General features: G+C 61.9%; 22 protein-coding genes. 12 read left to right on the forward strand and 10 right to left on the reverse strand.

The annotated features are described in order from the left end of the window. Nucleotides 1–6: 6 nt before the first annotated feature. From metW to AC3WP7_RS10505, 5 genes are read left to right on the forward strand one after another with little or no spacing between them, the layout of a single operon-like run. A complete protein-coding gene (gene metW / locus AC3WP7_RS10485) occupies nucleotides 7–627 on the forward strand; it encodes a methionine biosynthesis protein MetW (protein ID WP_034109956.1) in 621 nt (206 codons plus the stop codon). A 21-nt stretch (nucleotides 628–648) separates the two neighbouring features. Continuing rightward, nucleotides 649–1,083: a DUF4426 domain-containing protein gene (locus AC3WP7_RS10490; RefSeq protein WP_092241971.1), complete on the forward strand. Its 435-nt coding sequence runs from the start codon at nucleotides 649–651 to the stop codon at nucleotides 1,081–1,083. Continuing rightward, nucleotides 1,080–1,676: an RdgB/HAM1 family non-canonical purine NTP pyrophosphatase gene (gene rdgB, locus AC3WP7_RS10495; protein ID WP_025859581.1), complete on the forward strand. Its 597-nt coding sequence runs from the start codon at nucleotides 1,080–1,082 to the stop codon at nucleotides 1,674–1,676. Before AC3WP7_RS10490 ends, rdgB begins: the two co-directional genes overlap by 4 nt. Further along, the gene (gene hemW / locus AC3WP7_RS10500; RefSeq protein WP_071490377.1) at nucleotides 1,673–2,875 is read left to right on the forward strand and encodes a radical SAM family heme chaperone HemW; all 1,203 of its coding nucleotides are present in this window, start codon (nucleotides 1,673–1,675) and stop codon (nucleotides 2,873–2,875) included. Before rdgB ends, hemW begins: the two co-directional genes overlap by 4 nt. Before the next feature lie 18 nt (nucleotides 2,876–2,893). Further along, the gene (locus tag AC3WP7_RS10505) at nucleotides 2,894–3,217 is read left to right on the forward strand and encodes a DUF3392 domain-containing protein (RefSeq protein ID WP_058426549.1); all 324 of its coding nucleotides are present in this window, start codon (nucleotides 2,894–2,896) and stop codon (nucleotides 3,215–3,217) included. Between the two features lie 141 nt (nucleotides 3,218–3,358). On the opposite strand, the gene trmB is transcribed toward AC3WP7_RS10505, so the two are convergent. The 4 genes from trmB to AC3WP7_RS10525 all read right to left on the reverse strand — a co-directional run bounded on the left by trmB (nucleotide 3,359) and on the right by AC3WP7_RS10525 (nucleotide 5,590). Next, entirely contained in the window at nucleotides 3,359–4,084 is a 726-nt protein-coding gene (trmB, locus tag AC3WP7_RS10510; protein ID WP_058426548.1) for a tRNA (guanosine(46)-N7)-methyltransferase TrmB, read from the reverse strand. A gap of 9 nt (nucleotides 4,085–4,093) precedes the next feature. Then, nucleotides 4,094–4,888: a thiazole synthase gene (locus AC3WP7_RS10515; protein WP_058426547.1), complete on the reverse strand. Its 795-nt coding sequence runs from the start codon at nucleotides 4,886–4,888 to the stop codon at nucleotides 4,094–4,096. 52 nt (nucleotides 4,889–4,940) lie between these two features. Next, nucleotides 4,941–5,141 (reverse strand): sulfur carrier protein ThiS, encoded by a 201-nt coding sequence (gene thiS, locus AC3WP7_RS10520; protein ID WP_058426546.1) that lies wholly within the window; start codon nucleotides 5,139–5,141, stop codon nucleotides 4,941–4,943. Between the two features lie 71 nt (nucleotides 5,142–5,212). Further along, nucleotides 5,213–5,590 carry a DUF423 domain-containing protein gene (locus tag AC3WP7_RS10525; RefSeq protein ID WP_102591821.1) on the reverse strand — a complete coding sequence of 126 codons (378 nt, stop codon included), beginning with the start codon at nucleotides 5,588–5,590 and terminating at the stop codon, nucleotides 5,213–5,215. Between the two features lie 74 nt (nucleotides 5,591–5,664). Between AC3WP7_RS10525 and mtgA the strand changes: the two genes are divergently transcribed. Continuing rightward, nucleotides 5,665–6,387: a monofunctional biosynthetic peptidoglycan transglycosylase gene (gene mtgA / locus AC3WP7_RS10530; RefSeq protein ID WP_071490379.1), complete on the forward strand. Its 723-nt coding sequence runs from the start codon at nucleotides 5,665–5,667 to the stop codon at nucleotides 6,385–6,387. Between the two features lie 123 nt (nucleotides 6,388–6,510). Here the strand turns inward: mtgA and rpoH are convergent, their stop codons facing one another. From rpoH to ftsY, 4 genes are all read right to left on the reverse strand, one after another. After that, nucleotides 6,511–7,365 carry an RNA polymerase sigma factor RpoH gene (rpoH, locus tag AC3WP7_RS10535; protein ID WP_003176698.1) on the reverse strand — a complete coding sequence of 285 codons (855 nt, stop codon included), beginning with the start codon at nucleotides 7,363–7,365 and terminating at the stop codon, nucleotides 6,511–6,513. 129 nt (nucleotides 7,366–7,494) lie between these two features. Further along, entirely contained in the window at nucleotides 7,495–8,520 is a 1,026-nt protein-coding gene (ftsX, locus tag AC3WP7_RS10540) for a permease-like cell division protein FtsX (RefSeq protein ID WP_016976026.1), read from the reverse strand. Further along, nucleotides 8,517–9,188, reverse strand: coding sequence for a cell division ATP-binding protein FtsE (gene ftsE, locus AC3WP7_RS10545; protein WP_003234627.1), 672 nt, complete (start codon nucleotides 9,186–9,188; stop codon nucleotides 8,517–8,519). The genes ftsX and ftsE overlap by 4 nt, the downstream gene beginning before the upstream one ends. Further along, nucleotides 9,185–10,525: a signal recognition particle-docking protein FtsY gene (gene ftsY, locus AC3WP7_RS10550; protein WP_093120617.1), complete on the reverse strand. Its 1,341-nt coding sequence runs from the start codon at nucleotides 10,523–10,525 to the stop codon at nucleotides 9,185–9,187. Before ftsY ends, ftsE begins: the two co-directional genes overlap by 4 nt. 231 nt (nucleotides 10,526–10,756) lie before the next feature. On the opposite strand from ftsY, the gene AC3WP7_RS10555 reads away from it, so the two are divergent. The 4 genes from AC3WP7_RS10555 to AC3WP7_RS10570 all read left to right on the forward strand — a co-directional run bounded on the left by AC3WP7_RS10555 (nucleotide 10,757) and on the right by AC3WP7_RS10570 (nucleotide 15,412). Further along, complete coding sequence (locus AC3WP7_RS10555) at nucleotides 10,757–12,112, forward strand: M16 family metallopeptidase (protein WP_093120613.1); 1,356 nt, start codon at nucleotides 10,757–10,759, stop codon at nucleotides 12,110–12,112. Continuing rightward, a complete protein-coding gene (locus AC3WP7_RS10560; protein ID WP_102591820.1) occupies nucleotides 12,105–13,595 on the forward strand; it encodes a M16 family metallopeptidase in 1,491 nt (496 codons plus the stop codon). Before AC3WP7_RS10555 ends, AC3WP7_RS10560 begins: the two co-directional genes overlap by 8 nt. Next, nucleotides 13,595–14,203: a 16S rRNA (guanine(966)-N(2))-methyltransferase RsmD gene (rsmD, locus tag AC3WP7_RS10565; protein ID WP_102591819.1), complete on the forward strand. Its 609-nt coding sequence runs from the start codon at nucleotides 13,595–13,597 to the stop codon at nucleotides 14,201–14,203. The genes AC3WP7_RS10560 and rsmD overlap by 1 nt, the downstream gene beginning before the upstream one ends. A 216-nt stretch (nucleotides 14,204–14,419) precedes the next feature. Continuing rightward, nucleotides 14,420–15,412 (forward strand): hydrolase, encoded by a 993-nt coding sequence (locus AC3WP7_RS10570; RefSeq protein ID WP_102591818.1) that lies wholly within the window; start codon nucleotides 14,420–14,422, stop codon nucleotides 15,410–15,412. On the opposite strand, the gene AC3WP7_RS10575 is transcribed toward AC3WP7_RS10570, so the two are convergent. Both AC3WP7_RS10575 and AC3WP7_RS10580 read right to left on the reverse strand, forming a co-directional pair. Continuing rightward, a complete protein-coding gene (locus tag AC3WP7_RS10575) occupies nucleotides 15,399–16,253 on the reverse strand; it encodes a sulfurtransferase (protein WP_071490385.1) in 855 nt (284 codons plus the stop codon). The two genes, AC3WP7_RS10570 and AC3WP7_RS10575, sit on opposite strands and share 14 nt — an antisense overlap. 33 nt (nucleotides 16,254–16,286) lie before the next feature. Beyond that, on the reverse strand, nucleotides 16,287–16,958 hold the full coding sequence (locus AC3WP7_RS10580; protein ID WP_016976019.1) for a TetR/AcrR family transcriptional regulator: 672 nt from the start codon (nucleotides 16,956–16,958) through the stop codon (nucleotides 16,287–16,289). Nucleotides 16,959–17,104: 146 nt separating this feature from the next. Between AC3WP7_RS10580 and AC3WP7_RS10585 the strand changes: the two genes are divergently transcribed. After that, on the forward strand, nucleotides 17,105–18,532 hold the full coding sequence (locus AC3WP7_RS10585; protein ID WP_071490387.1) for a coniferyl aldehyde dehydrogenase: 1,428 nt from the start codon (nucleotides 17,105–17,107) through the stop codon (nucleotides 18,530–18,532). A 28-nt stretch (nucleotides 18,533–18,560) separates the two neighbouring features. Then, complete coding sequence (locus tag AC3WP7_RS10590) at nucleotides 18,561–19,106, forward strand: twin-arginine translocation pathway signal protein (RefSeq protein ID WP_092241941.1); 546 nt, start codon at nucleotides 18,561–18,563, stop codon at nucleotides 19,104–19,106. The last annotated feature ends 20 nt before the right edge of the window (nucleotides 19,107–19,126 follow it).

The following is a 19,126-nucleotide window of genomic DNA, read 5'->3' on the forward strand; positions in this document are numbered from 1 at the left end:
AACGCCATGAGAGCCGACCTGGAAATCATCCAAGACTGGATCCCCGCCGGCAGCCGCGTGCTCGACCTGGGCTGCGGCGATGGCGAACTGCTGAGCTGGCTGCGCGACAACAAGCAAGTCACTGGCTACGGCCTGGAAAACGACCCGGACAACATCGCCCAGTGCGTGGCCAAGGGCATCAACGTGATCGAGCAGGACCTGGACAAGGGCCTGGGCAACTTTGCCAGCAACAGCTTCGACATCGTGGTGATGACCCAGGCCCTCCAGGCGGTGCACTACCCGGACCGCATCCTCGACGAAATGCTGCGCGTAGGCCGCCAGTGCATCATCACCTTCCCCAACTTCGGGCACTGGCGCTGCCGCTGGTACCTGGCCACCAAGGGCCGCATGCCGGTGTCGGACTTCCTGCCGTACACCTGGTACAACACGCCGAACATCCATTTCTGCACCTTCGAAGACTTCGAAGCCCTGTGCAGTGAGCGTGAAGCCAAGGTGATCAACCGCCTTGCCGTCGATCAACAGCATCGTCACGGCTGGGCAAGTAAACTATGGCCCAATCTGTTGGGCGAAATCGGTATTTACCGGGTCAGCAGTCCTGGCCTGACGGACCACAAGATTGCCGTCTAATCATCTTCAAGAGGGACGCTCATGAAACGCCTGGCTGTATTTCTATTGACCGCGTGCCTGGGCGCCAGCGCCCTGGCCGCCGACGCTATCGATGCCAATCGCAAGAAAGACTTCGGCGATATCACCGTCCACTACAACACATTCACCTCCAGCTTCCTGCAACCGGAAACCGCCCAGGCCGTCGGCGTGGTGCGCAGCAAGGAAAAGGGCTTGATCAACGTGACGGTGATCAAGGGCGTGACCCCGGTGGCCGCGCAAGTGACCGGCACCATCAAGGACTTGGGCGGCAAGAGCGAAGTCCTGACGTTCAAGCAGATCAACGAGAAAGGCGGCATCAATTACCTGGCGCCCTACTCCGTGACGCAGCGCGAATACAAGACGTTTACCATCAACGTTGAAACCGGCGGCAAAGCCCATAGCTTCCAGTTCAACCAGGAACTGTTTCCGGCGGAATAATGAACCTCACCCAACTCGTACTGGCCAGCCATAACGCCGGCAAACTCAAAGAACTGCAAGCCATGCTCGGCGACTCCGTGCAGTTGCGCTCGATTGGCGAGTTCAGCCAGGTGGAACCGGAAGAGACCGGCCTGTCGTTCGTCGAGAACGCTATCCTCAAGGCACGCAACGCCGCACGCATCTCCGGCCTGCCGGCGCTGGCGGATGACTCGGGGCTGGCCGTCGATTTCCTCGGCGGCGCACCGGGCATTTATTCGGCACGCTACGCCGACGGCAAGGGCGATGCCGCCAACAACGCCAAGCTGCTGGACGCGCTCAAGGACGTACCGGACGCCGAGCGCGGCGCACAGTTCGTCTGCGTGCTGGCCCTGGTACGACATGCCGATGACCCGCTGCCGATCCTGTGCGAAGGCCTGTGGCACGGGCGCATCCTGCATGCGGCCAGCGGCGAGCATGGGTTTGGCTATGACCCGTTGTTCTGGGTGCCGGAACGTAACGTTTCCAGTGCCGAACTGAGCCCGGCCGACAAGAACCAGATCAGCCACCGTGCCCGCGCAATGGATTTGCTGCGCCAACGCCTGAGCCTGAAATGACCCTGAACACCTCTGCGCAGCCGCTAATCCACGGCGGCGCGCAAACACCTCGGGCGGCCTTGCCTGTGCTGCCGCCCCTGGCGCTGTATATCCATATCCCGTGGTGCGTGCGCAAATGCCCTTATTGTGACTTCAACTCCCACACCGCCAGTAAAGTGCTGCCGGAAGAGGAGTATGTGGACGCCCTGTTGGCCGACCTCGATCAGGACCTGCACGCAGTGCATGGCCGCGAACTCAGTTCGATCTTCTTCGGCGGCGGCACGCCCAGCCTGTTCAGCGCCGCAGCGTTGGGGCGGTTGCTCAAGGGCGTGGAAGCCCGCATCCCGTTTGCCGGCGATATCGAGATCACCCTGGAAGCCAACCCCGGCACATTCGAGCAAGAAAAGTTCGTGGCCTATCGCAAGCTGGGGATCAATCGCCTGTCCATCGGTATCCAGAGCTTCCAGCAGGAAAAGCTTGAGGCCCTGGGCCGCATCCACAATGGCGACGAAGCCGTACGTGCCGCCGGCATGGCGCGCCAGGCCGGGTTCGATAACTTCAATCTGGACTTGATGCACGGGCTGCCCGATCAGTCCCTGGACGATGCCTTGAGCGACTTGCGCCAGGCCATCGCGCTGAAGCCGACGCACTTGTCCTGGTACCAGTTGACCCTGGAACCCAACACCGTGTTCTGGAACCAGCCGCCTGCACTGCCGGAAGACGACACCCTGTGGGACATCCAGGAAGCCGGCCAGGCGTTGCTCGCCGAACACGGCTACGCGCAATATGAAGTATCGGCCTATGCCCAACCAGGTCGCCCGGCGCGGCATAACCTCAATTACTGGAGCTTCGGTGACTTCATCGGCATCGGTGCCGGCGCCCACGGCAAGCTCAGCCATCCGGACGGGCGCATCGTACGCACCTGGAAGACCCGTGCACCGAAGGACTACCTCAACCCGGCCAAAAGCTTCCAGGCCGGCGCGAAGGAGCTGACCAACGAAGAGTTGCCATTCGAGTTCCTGATGAACGCCCTGCGCCTCACCGAAGGGGTCGATGCCAGGCTCTACGCCGAGCGTACCGGTCTGGATCTGGCGAGCCTCGATGAAGGCCGCCGCGAGGCAGAACAAAGTGGCTTAATGCAGGTCGAACCGTCACGCCTGGCGGCGACCGACCGCGGGCAACTCTTTCTCAATGATCTGTTGCAGAAGTTTTTGAGCTGACGCTCTTAAGGAAATCGAATGGATTTGGTACTCGACCTGCTCGCCACCGTATCCCGCTGGAGCCGCAGCAACCTGTCGGAAATCTCCCTGGCCCTCGTGGGCTGCCTGCTGGTGCTGTTCGGCGCCGATATCAAGGGCTGGATCGAAGCACGCCTGGGCAGCATCGCGGGTGCGTTGCGCGTGCCGTTGATGGCGCTGGTGTGCATGATCGGCAGCGGCGCGGCGCTGATCTATGCCACGCCGTGGATTGTGCGGGGGTTGAGCCAGTTCAATAACTACAGCCTGGCGCCGGTGTTGATTGTGGTGCTGGTACTGATTGGTGTAGTCGCAGACCGCCGCTGATCCAAGGCACACTGCGAAAACAAATGTGGGAGGGGGCTTGCCCCCGATTGCTTTGGGTCAGCTACAGATAAGCTGACTGATCCACCGCTATCGGGGGCAAGCCCCCTCCCACATTTGATTGCATTTGAAGCCAGGGGCCGGTTACGCCAACTTCTCGAACTTCAAATCCCACACCCCATGCCCCAACCGCTCCCCACGACGCTCGAACTTGGTGATCGGCCGCTCGGCCGGGCGTGGCACGCATTTGCCGTCTTCAGCCAGGTTGCGGTAGCCGGGGGCGACGTTCATCACTTCCAGCATGTATTCCGCGTAGGGTTCCCAGTCGGTGGCCATGTGCAGGATGCCGCCCACTTTCAGCTTGCTGCGCACCAGCTCCGCAAAGGAGGCCTGGACGATGCGGCGCTTGTGGTGACGGGCTTTGTGCCATGGGTCCGGGAAGAACAGCATCAGGCGATCGAGGCTGTTGTCGGCGATGCAGCGGTTGAGCACTTCGATCGCGTCGCAGTCATAGACCCGTAGGTTCGTCAGGCCTTGGGTCAACACGCCGTTGAGCAGCGCGCCGACACCTGGGCGGTGGACCTCCACGCCAATGAAGTCCTGGTCCGGCGCAGCGGCGGCCATTTCCAGCAGGGAGTGGCCCATGCCGAAGCCGATTTCCAGGGAACGCGGGGCCGAACGGCCGAACACCTGGTCGTAGTCCACCGGCGCGTCGGCCAATGGCAACACGAACAGCGGCGTGCCTTGCTCCAGGCCCTTTTGTTGGCCTTCGGTCATGCGACCGGCGCGCATCACAAAACTCTTGATGCGGCGGTGCTTGGACTCGTCGCCTGCTTCCAGGGTGTTCGGCGTTTCGTTTGATTCAGTCATCAATGGCTCTTACTTGATCAGACCATCCAGCGGCGAGGAGGCGCTGGCGTAGAGTTTTTTCGGCATGCGGCCGGCGAGGTAGGCCAGGCGGCCCGCGACGATGGCGTGGTTCATGGCTTCGGCCATCAGGATCGGTTGCTGGGCGTGGGCGATGGCCGAGTTCATCAGCACCGCGTCACAGCCCAGTTCCATGGCGATGGTTGCGTCGGAGGCCGTGCCCACGCCTGCATCCACCAACACCGGGATCTTGGCTTCTTCGAGGATGATCTGCAGGTTGTACGGATTGCAGATCCCCAAGCCGGAACCGATCAGGCCGGCCAGTGGCATCACCGCGATGCAGCCGATTTCCGCCAGTTGGCGCGCAATGATCGGGTCATCGCTGGTGTAGACCATCACGTCGAAACCTTCCTTGACCAGGGTTTCGGCGGCCTTGAGGGTTTCGATCACGTTGGGGAACAGGGTTTTCTGGTCGGCCAGCACTTCCAGCTTCACCAGGTTGTGGCCGTCGAGCAGTTCACGGGCCAGGCGGCAGGTGCGCACGGCCTCGATGGCATCGTAGCAACCGGCGGTGTTCGGCAGGAAGGTGTAGCGGTCCGGCGACAGCACTTCAAGCAGGTTCGGCTCGCCTTCGATCTGGCCGAGGTTGGTGCGGCGCACTGCGAAGGTGACGATCTCGGCACCCGAGGCTTCGATGGCCAGGCGGGTTTCTTCCATGTCGCGGTACTTGCCGGTGCCGACCAGCAAGCGGGACTGGTAGGTACGCCCGGCCAGGACGAAAGGCTTGTCGCTACGAACGATGCTCATGGGAAATCCTCGGAATGGGGTGAGGTTCTGCAGAATTCAGGAAACTGCGCGATCAGCCGCCGCCGATGGCGTGGACCACTTCGACCTGGTCGCCTTCGGCAAGTGCGGTCTCGGCGTGCAGGCTACGCGGGACGATATCCAGGTTGAGTTCCACTGCGACGCGCCGCCCGGTCAGGTCCAGTCGGGTCAGCAGGGCCGCAACGGTTTCACCGTCGGGCAGTTCAAAGGATTCGCCGTTCAACTGAATGCGCATGCCACGGGCCGCCATCGTTTTTAGGGGGCGGCATTCTAGCCCGATTGAGGTTGCCGGCCCAAGTCCCTTGGTCAGGCTGCCTGCAAGCGCCACGCCGCCAGGCCCAGGAAGAACCAGCCAAGCAGGAAGGCCAGGCCGCCAAACGGCGTGATGATCCCAAGCTTGCTGATGCCGGTCAGGGTCAGCACATACAGGCTGCCGGAGAACAGCAGGATGCCAACGGTAAACGAGATGCCCGCCCATCTGACCAACCGGCCGGGGATGTGCGCCGCCAGCAGCGCCACGCCGAACAGCGCCAGAGTGTGCACCAGTTGGTAGGTCACGCCGGTGTGGAAAATTGCGAGGTACTCGGCGCTCAGGCGGTTTTTCAGGCCGTGGGCGGCGAAGGCCCCAAGGGCGACACCGGTGAAGCCGAAAAAGGCAGCCAACATCAGAAAGCCACGCAGCATGAGGAACTCCAGTCAGACTCAAAGGGCCGGGTCTGTATAATGGCCCGCTCAACGGGTTCGGCCAAGCCATCTCTATGCTGCGTCTCCTCTTCAAACGCTTTCTCAACGTCGTCAAATGGTTTGCCATCGGCAGTGTGCTGCTGGTGCTGCTGTTTCGTGTCGTCCCGCCGCCCTTCACCGCGCTGATGGTGGAGCGCAAGGTCGAATCCTGGTTCGACGGCGAACCCATTGACCTGCAGCGCACCTGGGTACCGTGGGACGAGATCTCCGATGACCTCAAAGTGGCGGTGATGGCCGGTGAAGACCAGCGCTTCCCGCAGCATTGGGGCTTTGATTTCGGTGCGATCCAGGCGGCGATCCTGCACAACGAGCGCGGCGGCTCGATTCGCGGTGCCAGTACGTTGAGCCAGCAGGTGTCGAAGAACCTGTTCCTGTGGGCCGGCCGCAGCTATTTGCGCAAAGGCCTGGAAGCCTGGTTTACCGGGTTGATCGAGGTGTTGTGGCCCAAGCAGCGGATTCTTGAGGTGTACCTCAATAGCGTGGAGTGGGACGAAGGCGTGTTTGGCGCGGAAGCGGCGGCGCGGCATCACTTTGGGGTGAGTGCCAAGGGGTTATCGCGGCAGCAGGCCAGCTATCTGGCGGCTGTTTTGCCCAATCCACGGGTGTGGAGTGCCAGCCATCCGACGGCGTATGTGGCAAGGCGCGCGGCTTGGATTCGTCAGCAGATGAGTCAGTTGGGTGGAGACGGTTACCTGGTCGAACTGAACAACTCCCGCAAGGCGCCCTGGTCCGACTGACACAACAAAAACAAATGTGGGAGGGGGCTTGCCCCCGATAGCGATGGACCAGTCACCTTGATGTTGACTGACACTCTGCTATCGGGGGGCAAGTCGAATCGTCGCACCGCCCCTCCCATATTTTTAGGCTGCGATGGACAGTTTCAGCTTGTTCATCGCGCTTTTCTCAAGCTGACGAATCCGCTCGGCCGACACGTTGTACTTCTGCGCCAGGTCGTGCAGCGTGGCTTTTTCTTCTGCCAGCCAGCGCTGGTAGAGGATGTCACGGCTGCGGTCGTCCAGCACTTCCAGCGCTTCGTGCAGGTTGTGGTTGGAGTTGTCGCTCCAATCCGCATCCTCCAGCTGACGCGCCGGGTCGTAACGGTGGTCTTCCAGGTAGTTGGCCGGCGATTGGAAGGCACTGTCGTCGTCCGCTTCAGCAGCGGGGTCGAAGGCCATGTCGTGGCCGGTCAGGCGGCTTTCCATCTCGCGCACTTCACGCGGTTCCACACCAAGGCTTTCGGCCACGCGGTGGACTTCCTCGTTGTTCAGCCACGCCAGGCGTTTTTTCTGGCTGCGCAGGTTGAAGAACAGTTTGCGCTGGGCCTTGGTGGTCGCGACTTTCACGATGCGCCAGTTGCGCAGGATGAACTCGTGGATTTCCGCCTTGATCCAGTGCACGGCAAACGATACCAGGCGCACACCCATCTCGGGGTTGAAGCGCTTTACAGCCTTCATCAGGCCGACGTTGCCTTCCTGGATCAGGTCAGCCTGAGCCAGGCCGTAGCCGCTATAGCTACGGGCGATATGTACGACAAAACGCAGGTGGGCGAGCACCATCTGCCGAGCCGCCCCCAAATCCTGCTCATAGTAGAGACTCTCGGCCAGTTCACGCTCCTGCTCGGGCGTCAGCAACGGAATGCTGTTGACCGTGTGCACATAGGCTTCCAGGTTCGCACCCGGGACCAAGGCATAAGCAGGTTGCAAAGAAGTGGTCATACGAAAAAACCTCCGACTCACATAACTCGTGCAGTGAAGCACTGCGAAAATTGACCGGGAACCGTAGGACAAGTTCCCTAAACCACCAATACGGTCAATACAAACGAAACCACATTAATCTGACATTAACTACTTCGGTGCCAGCTCACGTAAATGACGAGCGACCGCAATCCAAGCACCGATATACCCCAACAATACCGCGCCAAGCAAGAGACTCAGACCATCGGCTACCGGCACGCCAGCCAGGGCGAAATCACTGCCGTAGAGTCCGGCAAGCCCGACAACCGCGTCGTTCAGCCAGTCCAGGCCAAAAGCCAGCACGCCCCAGGACAAAATCCCGGCACCAAAGCCATAAAGCGCGCCCATGTACAGAAAAGGCCGACGCACATAGCTGTCCGTGCCGCCGACCAGTTTAATCACTTCTATCTCGGTGCGACGGTTTTCAATATGAAGACGAATGGTATTACCTATCACCAAAAGTAATGCAGACACCAACAGCACTGTCAGACCGAACACAAAGCGGTCGCCCAGCTTGAGGATCGCGGCCAGGCGCTCTACCCAGACTAGATCAAGTTGCGCCTGTTGCACCTTGGGCATCTCTGCGAGTTTTTGTCGCAGGGCTTCCAGCGCCGGCTTGTCGACTTCGTTCGGCGTCACCAGGACCACGCCCGGCAGCGGGTTCTGTGGCAGCTCCTTGAGCGCCTCGCCCAGGCCGGATTGTTGCTGGAACTCTTCCAGCGCCTGATCGCGACTGATGTACTCGGCATCCGCCACGCCGGGGATGTTCTTGATGTCGTCGCGTAATGCTTCGCCATCTTTGGCACTGGCGTCGATATTCAGGTACAGCGAAATCTGCGCTGCGCGCTGCCAGGAACCGCCCAGGCGCTCCACATTATTAAGCAGGAGCGACAGGCCCATCGGCAGGCTAAGGGCCACTGCCATCACCAGGCAGGTGAAAAAGCTGCCGATCGGCTGCTTGCCCAGGCGGCGCAGGCTGTCGACCAGGCTGGCGCGATGGCTTTCGATCCAGGCGCGCAGCAAGGTGCTGAAGTCCGGCCCGTCGTCATCGTGGTCGTGTTTTTTCTTCGGCGGTTGCGGGTCGGCCGGTTTCGGCGCCACGCGTTCGGAGACTTTAGGGCTGCGTGTTGCACTCATACGCCGGCCTCCCCGTCACCGATCAGGCGGCCACGTTGCAGAGTGAGCATGCGATGGCGCATGCGCGCGATCAGTGCCAGGTCGTGACTGGCGATCAGCACGCTGGTGCCCAGGCGGTTGATGTCTTCGAATACGCCCATGATCTCGGCCGCCAGGCGCGGGTCGAGGTTACCGGTGGGTTCGTCCGCCAGCAGCAGGGCCGGGCGGTGGACGATAGCGCGAGCGATACCGACGCGCTGTTGCTGGCCGGTGGACAGGTCGCCAGGGTAGAGATCGGTCTTGTCCGACAGCGCCACGCGCTCCAGGGCCGAGTCCACGCGCTTGACGATCTCGGCCTTGGACAGCCCGAGGATCTGCAACGGCAGCGCCACGTTGTTGAACACGGTGCGATCGAACAGCAACTGGTGATTCTGGAACACCACGCCGATCTGGCGGCGCAGGAACGGAATCTGCGCGTTACTGATGGTGGCCAGGTCCTGGCCCGCCAGCAGCAACTTACCGGTGGTCGGACGCTCCATGGCCAGCAGCAGGCGCAACAACGTACTTTTGCCTGCGCCGGAGTGACCGGTTACAAATAGAAACTCGCCGCGACGCACTCGAAAGCTCAGCTCATGCAAGCCGACATGCCCGTTCGCATAGCGTTTACCGACCTGTTCGAATCGAATCATGAACGCTCCCGCTCGGCAAACAGTGCCTGTACAAAGGGTTCGGCTTCAAAGGTGCGCAGGTCGTCGATGCCTTCACCGACGCCGATATAACGAATCGGCAACCCGAACTGCTTGGCCAGGGCGAAGATCACGCCGCCCTTGGCCGTGCCGTCGAGCTTAGTCAATGCCAGGCCGGTCAGTTGTACCGTCTGGTTGAATTGCTTGGCCTGGCTGATGGCGTTCTGGCCGGTGCCAGCGTCCAGTACCAGCAGAACCTCGTGCGGCGCGTCTGCGTCGAGCTTGCCGATCACACGGCGAACCTTTTTCAGCTCTTCCATCAAATTGTCTTTGGTGTGCAGGCGACCGGCGGTATCGGCGATCAGCACGTCGATGTTACGGGCCTTGGCGGCTTGCACGGCATCGAAGATCACCGAGGCGGAATCGGCGCCGGTGTGCTGGGCGATGACCGGGATCTTGTTGCGCTCGCCCCACACCTGCAGTTGTTCAACCGCGGCGGCACGGAAGGTATCGCCGGCTGCCAGCATGACTTTCTTGCCTTCGGACTGCAGCTTCTTGGCCAGCTTGCCGATAGTGGTGGTCTTGCCGGCGCCGTTGACGCCCACCACCAGGATCACGAAAGGTTTTTTCGGGGTGATCACCAGCGGCGCTTCCACCGGCTTGAGCATCGCGGCCAGCTCGGCCTGCAGGGATTTGTACAACGCGTCGGCGTCGGTCAGCTGTTTGCGCGCGACCTTCTGGGTGAGGCTCTGGATGATCACGGCAGTGGCTTCGACGCCCACGTCGGCGGTGAGCAGGCGGGTTTCGATGTCTTCCAGCAGTTCGTCATCGATGACCTTCTTGCCCAGGAACAGGCTGGCCATGCCTTCGCCAATGCTGGCGCTGGTCTTGCTCAGGCCTTGCTTGAGACGGGCGAAGAAGCCGGTCTTGCTGGTTTCGACAGGTGCGACGACGGGCTCCGGCTCGACAACAGCAGGCACTGCCACCTCGGCCACAGCCGGAATCGGCGGGGCGATGTGCTCAGCCTGCACATCTTCGACCAGCGCCACGGGCTCTTCAGCCACCGGCAGTTCCGGCCACGGTTTGTGCTCGGGTTCCGGCTCGGGTTCCGGGACAGCCTCGACGACCGGCTGCAACACCGGCTCGGCCATCGGCAATACCACCGGCGCCGGGGTTTCGGCAACCGGTTCGGCTTCTACTGTTGGCTCAGGGATAGGTTCAGGTTGAACCGGCGGGTGTTCGTCGACGGTTTCCTGCGGTTTTTTGCGCAGCCATCCGAACAGGCCTTTCTTCTCGCCAGCCGCGGCTGGGGTCTTCTTGTCGTCGTTGGAACCAAACATGGAGACGGCTATCTCAAGGTAGCGACGCGCCAAGGGGCGCGCCGGTAAATAAAATTCGATGCGTAACAGACTGTTTTTTAGCCAGCTCGTTCATGCGCAACATTTTGAAGGCCAAAATAGGGCCTCAACAAGACGGCCGCAGTGGCCGTCCCTCAGTCGGATCAGTATCCTAGCACCTCCTCGCCCGCCGACGCTAAGACCAAGCGGGCAGCCCAACAGGTTTAAAAACGAATGAATGCTCTAGCCCGCCGCGCCGCAGGCCTGCTGTTCAGCACAGTTTGTCTGCCTCTTTCAGCCTTGGCTGCCGACACACAACCCACCCATGAATTCACCCTGGACAACGGCCTCAAGGTGGTCGTGCGCGAAGATCATCGCGCCCCGGTGGTGGTTTCCCAGGTCTGGTACAAGGTCGGTTCGAGCTACGAAACCCCGGGCCAGACCGGTTTGTCCCACGCCCTGGAACACATGATGTTCAAGGGCAGCGCCAAGGTCGGCCCCGGCGAAGCCTCGCTGATCCTGCGCGACCTGGGCGCCGAAGAGAACGCCTTCACCAGCGATGACTACACCGCTTACTACCAGGTGCTGGCCCGCGACCGCCTGGGCGTCGCCTTCGAGCTGGAAGCCGACCGCATGGCCAGCCTGCGCCTGCCGGCCGACGAGTTCAGCCGCGAGATCGAGGTGATCAAGGAAGAGCGCCGCCTGCGCACCGACGACAACCCGATGTCCAAGGCCTACGAGCGCTTCAAGGCCATGGCATTCCCGGCCAGCGGCTACCACACGCCGACCATCGGCTGGATGGCCGACCTGGACCGCATGAAAGTCGAAGAGCTGCGCCACTGGTACCAATCCTGGTATGTCCCGAACAATGCCACCCTGGTGGTGGTCGGCGACGTCACCCCGGACGAGGTCAAAAACCTGGCCCAGCGCTACTTCGGCCCGATCCCCAAGCGTGACGTACCACCGGCCAAGATCCCGATGGAACTGGCCGAGCCCGGCGAGCGCCTGCTGACGCTGCATGTGAAAACCCAACTACCGAGCGTAATGCTGGGCTTCAACGTGCCAGGCCTGGCCACCGCCGAAGACAAACGTTCGGTACAGGCCCTGCGCCTGATCTCGGCCTTGCTGGACGGCGGCTACAGCGCCCGCATCTCCGAACAGTTGGAGCGTGGTGAAGAGCTGGTTTCCGCTGCGTCCACCAACTACGACGCCTACACCCGTGGCGATACCCTGTTCATGCTGAGCGCCACACCGAATCAGCAGAAGAAGAAAACCGTCGCCCAGGCAGAAGCCGGCCTGTGGCGCCTGCTGGAAGAGTTGAAGGCCAAGCCGCCGACCGCCGAAGAACTGGAACGCATCCGCGCCCAGGTCATTGCCGGCCTGGTCTACCAGCGTGACTCCATCACCAGCCAGGCCACGGCCATCGGCTCCCTGGAGACCGTCGGCCTGTCCTGGAAACTGATGGACACGGAGCTCGCCGACCTGCAAAGCGTGACCCCGGAAGATATCCAGAAAGCCGCGCGCACCTACTTCACCCGCGAACGTCTGAGCGTCGCCCATGTTTTGCCTGAGGAGACCGCTCATGAGTGATCGCAAAAGCAGCCGCCTGATCTTCCCCGGCCTGATCGTCGTCACCCTGATTGCGGCGAGCGCCGTGTATTTCCTGCGTCCGAGCGAGTCCGTCGCCAGCCAGGCACTGGAAAAAGCCCAATCGAGCAGCAAGCTGCAATCCCTGGCGGAACTGGACGACAAGGCGCCGACCAACCGCAAGCTCGACGTACAGACCTGGACCACCGCCGAAGGCACCAAGGTGCTGTTCGTCGAAGCCCATGAACTGCCGATGTTTGACATGCGCATCCTGTTCGCCGCCGGCAGCAGCCAGGACGGCAACGTACCCGGCCTGGCGCTGATGACCAACGCCATGCTCAACGAAGGCGTACCGGGCAAGGATGTGAGCCAGATCGCCCGTGATTTCGAAGGTCTGGGCGCGGACTTTGGCAATGGTGCATACCGCGACATGGCGCTGGTGTCCCTGCGCAGCCTCAGCGACAGTAGCAAACGCGACGCCGCCCTGAGCCTGTTTGACCAGGTGATCGGCAAACCGACCTTCCCGGCCGACTCCCTGGCCCGGATCAAGAACCAGATCCTCGCCGGCTTCGAGTACCAGAAGCAGAACCCCGGCAAGCTGGCCAGCCTTGAACTGTTCAAGCGCCTGTACGGCGATCACCCTTACGCGCACCCGAGCGAAGGCACGCCCGAGAGCGTGCCAAAGATCACCATCGCGCAGTTGCAGGCGTTCCACGCCAAGGCTTACGCAGCAGGCAACGCGGTGATTGCGGTGGTGGGCGATCTGACCCGCGCCGAAGCCGAAGCCATGACGGCCAAGGTTTCTGCATCGCTGCCCAAGGGCCCGGCGCTGCCAAAAATTGCTCAGCCGACCGAACCCAAACCGGGCCTGACTCGTATCGAGTTCCCGTCCAAACAGACTCACTTGCTGTTCGCGCAACTGGGCATCGACCGTGCCGACCCGGACTACGCAGCCTTGTCCCTGGGTAACCAGATCCTCGGCGGTGGCGGTTTCGGCACTCGCTTGATGAGCGAAGTGCGTGAAAAACGTGGTTTGACCTACGGCGTGTACTCCGGTTTCTCGCCGATGCAGGTGCGTGGCCCGTTCATGATCAATCTGCAGACCCGCGCCGAAATGAGCGGCGGCACCCTGCGCCTGGTCGAGGACGTGGTGGCCGACTACCTCAAGACCGGCCCGACGCAAAAAGAACTGGATGACGCCAAGCGCGAGCTGGCCGGCAGTTTCCCGCTGTCGACCGCCAGCAACGCCGATATCGCGGGGCAGTTGGGCGCGATGGGTTTCTACGACCTGCCGCTGACCTATCTGGCAGATTTCATGAAACAATCCCAGGCCCTGACCGTAGAGCAGGTCAAGGCTGCAATGAATAAACACTTGAGCGCCGACAAGATGGTCATCGTGACCGCCGGCCCGACGATTGCGCAAAAGCCACTACCGCCCCCCACTGATAAACCCGCCGAGCAGCCGCTCGGGGTTCCGGAGCATTAATGGCCAGTTCATCTCGCCCGAAAAAACCTGTCCACAACGTGCATAACGGTGTGGGCCAGCTGCGCATCATTGGCGGCGATTGGCGCAGCCGCAAGCTGAGCTTCCCCGACGTCGTAGGCCTGCGCCCGACGCCTGACCGCGTGCGTGAAACCCTGTTCAACTGGCTGGCTCCATACATTGCAGGCGCCAAGGTATTGGACCCGTTCGCTGGCAGTGGTGCGCTGTTCCTGGAGGCGCTGTCCCGTGGCGCCGCCCTGGGCCAGGCGCTGGACGCCAGCAATGTGGCGGTGTCCAGCCTCAAGGAACACCTGGGCACCCTGCGCTGCACCACCGGCCAGGTGCAAACCGCCGACGCCCTGCGCTACCTGGAAACCCAGCCGGCCAGCGAGTTCGACGTGGTGTTCCTCGACCCGCCGTTCAACCAGAACTTGCTGCCAACCGTGTGCGCATTGCTGGAAGATCGCCAATGGCTGGCAGCGGATTCGTGGATCTACACTGAAAGCGAGACCGCCCCTTCTACCCTGGGCTTGCCGGCCACCTGGCGCCTGCACCGGGAACAGAAGTCCGGACGGGTGTATTACGCGTTGTGGCAACGCAGCGCCGCCTGACCTCTGTTTGTGGCGAGCGGGCTTTCTGTAGTGAGCGGGCTTGTTGTGGCGAGCGGGCTTGCCCCGCGTTGGGCTGCGCAGCAGCCCCACCAAGAACACCGCGATTGCTCAGTTAGAACATCATTACTGGTTTTGGGGCCGCTTCGCAGCCCAACGCGGGGCAAGCCCGCTCGCCACAGTTGAATGCGGTTGAATGCATCCGCAGCAGAGAGTGTCATGACCCCTTCTTCCGACCTGTTCACCCCCGCCTTCGGCCTCGGCAACCCCCACCTGCAAACACTGTGGGGGCCGCTGTGGCGCCCTACCACCCACATCGAACGCCAACGCGAACGCCTGTGGCTGGAAGACGGCGACTTCCTCGACCTCGATTGGCATGGCCCCCATGACGCGCAAGCACCGTTGGTGCTGGTGCTGCATGGGTTGACCGGTTCCTCCAATTCGCCCTACGTGGCCGGTCTGCAAAAAGCCCTGGCTGCGCAAGGCTGGGCCAGCGCGGCGCTGAATTGGCGTGGCTGCTCGGGCGAACCAAACCTGTTGGCGCGCAGCTATCACTCCGGCGCCAGCGAAGACCTGGCCGCGGCGATTGCCCATCTGCGCGCCAAGCGACCGCTGGCGCCGCTGTATGCGGTGGGTTATTCACTGGGCGGCAATGTGCTGCTCAAGCATTTGGGCGAAACCGGCGAAGCATCAGGGCTGCAAGGCGCGGCGGCGGTATCGGTGCCGTTTCGCCTGGACCAGTGCGCGGATCGCATCGGCCTGGGATTCTCGCGGGTTTATCAGAAGCATTTCATGCGGGAAATGCTGGCCTATATCCGCGTCAAGCAACGGCGCTTTCTAGAGGATGGTCGTGCGCAGGGGTTGAAGACGCTTGAGGCCCTGGGCTCATTGGACAAGATGCGCACGTTCTGGGACTTCGACGGCCGGGTCACCGCGCCGCTGCACGGTTTCCTGAACGCCGAGGACTATTACCGCCGCGCCTCCAGTCGCTATTACCTGAGCGATATCCGCACGCCGACCCTGATCATCCAGGCCGCCGATGACCCGTTTGTGTTTGCCCACAGCCTGCCCGAGGCCAGTGAGCTGTCGGACTGCACCGAATTCGAATTGCTGGCCAAGGGCGGGCATGTCGGTTTTGTCGATGGAACACTGAAGCGCCCCGGTTATTACCTGGAGCGCCGTATTCCGGCCTGGTTGCTCAGTCGCCGGTAGCGATGGCCCGTGCCGGATCGGTGATCCACTCGCTCCACGACCCTGCATACAACTTGCCCAACGGGTAACCGGCCAGGCTCAGGGCAAACAGATTGTGGCACGCCGTCACCCCTGAGCCGCAGTACGCCACCAGTTCATCCGGCGAGCGACCTTGCAGTTGGGCGGCGAAGCGTTGCTTGAGTTGGTCTGCCGGCAGGAAGCGGCCGTCAGCCCCCAGGTTTTCGTTGAACGCCGCGCACTGCGCCCCAGGGATGTGCCCGGCCACCGGGTCGATCGGCTCGACTTCACCGCGAAAGCGCGGCTGTGCACGGGCGTCGAGCAAGGTCAGGCCGGGTTGGCCCAGGCGTTTTTGCAGGTGTTCGGCATCCAGCACCAGGCGATTATCTGGCGTACCAACGAAGGCGCCCGGCTCAACCACCGGCGCGTCCAGGCTCAGCGGGAAACCCGCCGCATGCCAGGCCTTGAGGCCACCATCCAGAATAAACACGCCATCGCGCTTGCCCAGCCACGCCAACAACCACCAGGCCCGTGCGGCATAGGCACCGGGGCCGTCGTCATACAGCACGATATCGGTGTCGGCGTTGATCCCCCAGGCACGCAATTGCTCGGCGAAGGTATCTGCGGCCGGCAACGGATGGCGACCGGTCACGCCCTTGATCACCGGCCCACTGAGGTGGCGTTCCAGGTCAGCGTACTGCGCGCCCTCGATATGCCCTTCGGCATAGCTGCAGAGCCCGTAGTCAGGGTCTTCCAGGGCAAAACGGCAATCGAGGATCACCAACCCGCCGGCCTTCTGGCGCTCGGCCAATTGCTGGGGGCTGATCAGTTGGGCAAGCGGCATGACGGACTCCTATGAACAGATTCGGGAAAGGTCCTACTTCACTTCTTCCAATGCCTGATTCAACGGCACGTAAAATTCTTTGAACAACGCATCCACGGCCTCCTTCGCCTGGGGCGTGACAAACCCCGCCTCCAGCACCAGCACCTGATACACCCCGCGCTTGATCGCCTCGGCGCTCAGGTGGGCGGAGTTTTCATTGGTGGTGCACAGAAAGCGCACCCAGGAGGTGAGGATGATCCAGGCATTGAGGGTCAGGGCTTCGGTTTGCACCGGGTCCATATTGAGGATGCCAGCGTCGACAAACCCTTGGTAAATGGCGCCGCCCTGGGTCAGGCAGCGCTGGGAAAAGCGCCGGTAGCCGGTGGCCAGTTCCGGGTCGCTTTCCAGCAGGTGTTCGAGGTCGCGGTGCAGGAAACGGTAGCGCCACATACCGGCCAGCACGGCCTGCAGGTAGAAGCGCTTGTCTTCGACGGTGACGGCGCGGCCTTGGGGTGGGCGCAGGAAACTGTCCACCAGGGCCTCGTATTCACGAAACAGCACGGCGATGATCGCCTGCTTGTTGGGGAAGTGGTAGTACAGGTTGCCCGGCGAAATTTCCATGTGGGCGGCAATGTGGTTGGTGCTCACACTGCGCTCGCCCTGCTGGTTAAAAAGCTCCAGGCTGGTTTGCACAATGCGCTCGCTGGTCTTTACTCGTGGTGCCATAGGGGATCAGCTTCTGTACACGTGATAAGGCATCTTACGGCCTATCCTTGCACGGATAAAACCGGATGTTGCTGCAATGTTATTTGACAATTTAGAGTAATGACTCTAAAAATCCAGGCAGACCTATAACAATCGGGAACGCCGCCATGTCTGCCAACGTTGCCTACCTGCAAGATTCCCAGGCACTGGACTCACTCCAGCGCCTGTTCGACACCCAGCGTCGTGCCTACGCCGCCAACCCGATGCCATCGGCCGCGCAGCGCCAGCAATGGCTCAAGGCCCTGCGCGACCTGCTCAGCGACGAGCGCCAGGCACTGATCAACGCGATCAGCCAGGACTTCAGCCACCGCAGTGCCGACGAAACCCTGTTCGCCGAACTGATGCCCAGCCTGCATGGCATTCACTATGCCAGCAAACACCTCAAGGGTTGGATGAAACCATCCCGGCGCGCTGTAGGCATTGCCTTCCAACCGGCCTCGGCCAAAGTCATCTATCAACCGTTGGGCGTAGTTGGCGTGATCGTGCCCTGGAATTACCCGCTGTACCTGGCCATTGGTCCGCTGGTCGGCGCGTTGGCGGCGGGCAACCGGGTGATGCTCAAGCTCAGTGAGTCCACCCCCGCCACTGGCGAGTTGCTCAAGGTGCTGCTGACGAAAATCTTCCCCGAAGACCTGGTGTGCGTAGTGCTGGGCGAAGCCGAGGTGGGCATGGCGTTTTCCAAGCTGCCCTTCGACCACCTGCTGTTCACCGGCGCCACCAGCATCGGCAAGCATGTGATGCGTGCGGCGGCCGAACACCTCACACCGGTCACCCTGGAGCTGGGCGGCAAGTCGCCGGCCATCGTGTCTGCGGATGTACCACTCAAGGACGCCGCCGAACGCATCGCCTTCGGCAAGGCGTTGAACGCCGGCCAAACCTGTGTCGCGCCCGACTATGTATTGGTGCCGGAAGACCGCGTCGACGGCTTCGTCGAGGCCTACACCCAGGCCGTTCGCGGATTTTATCCGACCCTGGCCGACAATCCGGACTACACCGCCATCATCAACGAACGACAACTGGCCCGGCTGAATGCCTACGTCAAGGACGCCACCGACAAGGGCGCCACCCTGATCCCGCTGTATGACCAGGGCCAGGCGCGGCGCATGGCCCACAGCCTGTTGCTGAATGTCAGCGATGACATGACCGTGATGCAGGACGAGATCTTCGGCCCGGTGCTGCCGATCGTGCCGTATCGCGGTATCGACCAGGCCTTTGCCTACATCAACCAACGCCCTCGCCCGCTGGCCCTGTATTACTTCGGCTACAACAAGCGCGAGCAGGACCGGGTACTCCACGAGACCCATTCCGGCGGCGTATGCCTGAACGACACGCTGCTGCATGTGGCTCAGGACGACATGCCCTTTGGCGGCATCGGCCCGTCGGGTATGGGCCACTATCACGGGCATGAAGGCTTCCTGACGTTCAGCAAAGCCAAGGGGGTGCTGGTGAAACAGCGCCTTAACGCGGCGAAGCTGATCTACCCGCCCTACGGCAAAGCCATCCAGACGTTGATCCAGAAGCTGTTCGTTCGCTGAAACCGCCACCCACGGGATAACAATAACAATGAACCCTAGCCTGACTGATTCACCCGTGCTGTCGCGGCGCGGCGTCTTGAAGATTGGCCTGTGCGCCAGCGCCTTCCTGGCTACCGCCGGGTTGGGCGCCAGCCTCAGCGGTTGCTCCAGCAGCACGCCGGCCAGCGGTTTTGCCATGCTGCGCAGCAGTGACTTGCCGTTCCTGCGCGCGGTCATCCCGGTGCTGCTCGAAGGCGTGGCCAGCGCCCAGGAAGTTGCCAGCGGGATTGAAGACACCCTCAAGAAGCTCGACTTCAGCCTGCAACACCTGTCGCCGGAGATGTTCAAGCTTACCCAGCAACTGTTCGACGTATTGGGCATGGGCGTCACCCGTGGACCGTTGACCGGAATCTGGGGCAGTTGGGAAAACGCCAGCGGCGAGCAGATCCGCAACTTCCTGCACCGTTGGGAAAACAGCTACCTGAACCTGCTGCGCATGGGCCAGGGCTCGCTGCTCAAGCTGGTGATCATGGCCTGGTATTTCCAGCCGGCGTCCTGGGCGCATTGCGGTTACCCCGGTCCGCCGAAGATTTGATTCGCCGCCCTCCCATAAAA

The sequence above is a fragment of the Pseudomonas sp. FW305-3-2-15-C-LB1 genome (assembly GCF_058787615.1).

Excerpts from the sequence above, each read along its gene's own strand:
- ftsX (WP_016976026.1), bottom strand. The coding sequence starts at position 8,520 with ATGAGTGCAACACGCAGCCCTAAAGTCTCCGAACGCGTGGCGCCGAAA.
- AC3WP7_RS10590 (WP_092241941.1), top strand. The coding sequence starts at position 18,561 with ATGAACCCTAGCCTGACTGATTCACCCGTGCTGTCGCGGCGCGGCGTC.
- thiS (WP_058426546.1), bottom strand. The coding sequence starts at position 5,141 with ATGCGCATTCAGTTGAACGGCGAATCCTTTGAACTGCCCGACGGTGAA.
- AC3WP7_RS10575 (WP_071490385.1), bottom strand. The coding sequence starts at position 16,253 with ATGCCGCTTGCCCAACTGATCAGCCCCCAGCAATTGGCCGAGCGCCAG.
- metW (WP_034109956.1), top strand. The coding sequence starts at position 7 with ATGAGAGCCGACCTGGAAATCATCCAAGACTGGATCCCCGCCGGCAGC.
- AC3WP7_RS10570 (WP_102591818.1), top strand. The coding sequence starts at position 14,420 with ATGACCCCTTCTTCCGACCTGTTCACCCCCGCCTTCGGCCTCGGCAAC.
- trmB (WP_058426548.1), bottom strand. The coding sequence starts at position 4,084 with ATGACTGAATCAAACGAAACGCCGAACACCCTGGAAGCAGGCGACGAG.
- AC3WP7_RS10515 (WP_058426547.1), bottom strand. The coding sequence starts at position 4,888 with ATGAGCATCGTTCGTAGCGACAAGCCTTTCGTCCTGGCCGGGCGTACC.
- ftsE (WP_003234627.1), bottom strand. The coding sequence starts at position 9,188 with ATGATTCGATTCGAACAGGTCGGTAAACGCTATGCGAACGGGCATGTC.
- AC3WP7_RS10585 (WP_071490387.1), top strand. The coding sequence starts at position 17,105 with ATGTCTGCCAACGTTGCCTACCTGCAAGATTCCCAGGCACTGGACTCA.
- AC3WP7_RS10560 (WP_102591820.1), top strand. The coding sequence starts at position 12,105 with ATGAGTGATCGCAAAAGCAGCCGCCTGATCTTCCCCGGCCTGATCGTC.
- rsmD (WP_102591819.1), top strand. The coding sequence starts at position 13,595 with ATGGCCAGTTCATCTCGCCCGAAAAAACCTGTCCACAACGTGCATAAC.
- hemW (WP_071490377.1), top strand. The coding sequence starts at position 1,673 with ATGACCCTGAACACCTCTGCGCAGCCGCTAATCCACGGCGGCGCGCAA.
- mtgA (WP_071490379.1), top strand. The coding sequence starts at position 5,665 with ATGCTGCGTCTCCTCTTCAAACGCTTTCTCAACGTCGTCAAATGGTTT.
- AC3WP7_RS10505 (WP_058426549.1), top strand. The coding sequence starts at position 2,894 with ATGGATTTGGTACTCGACCTGCTCGCCACCGTATCCCGCTGGAGCCGC.
- AC3WP7_RS10580 (WP_016976019.1), bottom strand. The coding sequence starts at position 16,958 with ATGGCACCACGAGTAAAGACCAGCGAGCGCATTGTGCAAACCAGCCTG.
- ftsY (WP_093120617.1), bottom strand. The coding sequence starts at position 10,525 with ATGTTTGGTTCCAACGACGACAAGAAGACCCCAGCCGCGGCTGGCGAG.
- rpoH (WP_003176698.1), bottom strand. The coding sequence starts at position 7,365 with ATGACCACTTCTTTGCAACCTGCTTATGCCTTGGTCCCGGGTGCGAAC.
- AC3WP7_RS10555 (WP_093120613.1), top strand. The coding sequence starts at position 10,757 with ATGAATGCTCTAGCCCGCCGCGCCGCAGGCCTGCTGTTCAGCACAGTT.
- AC3WP7_RS10525 (WP_102591821.1), bottom strand. The coding sequence starts at position 5,590 with ATGCTGCGTGGCTTTCTGATGTTGGCTGCCTTTTTCGGCTTCACCGGT.
- AC3WP7_RS10490 (WP_092241971.1), top strand. The coding sequence starts at position 649 with ATGAAACGCCTGGCTGTATTTCTATTGACCGCGTGCCTGGGCGCCAGC.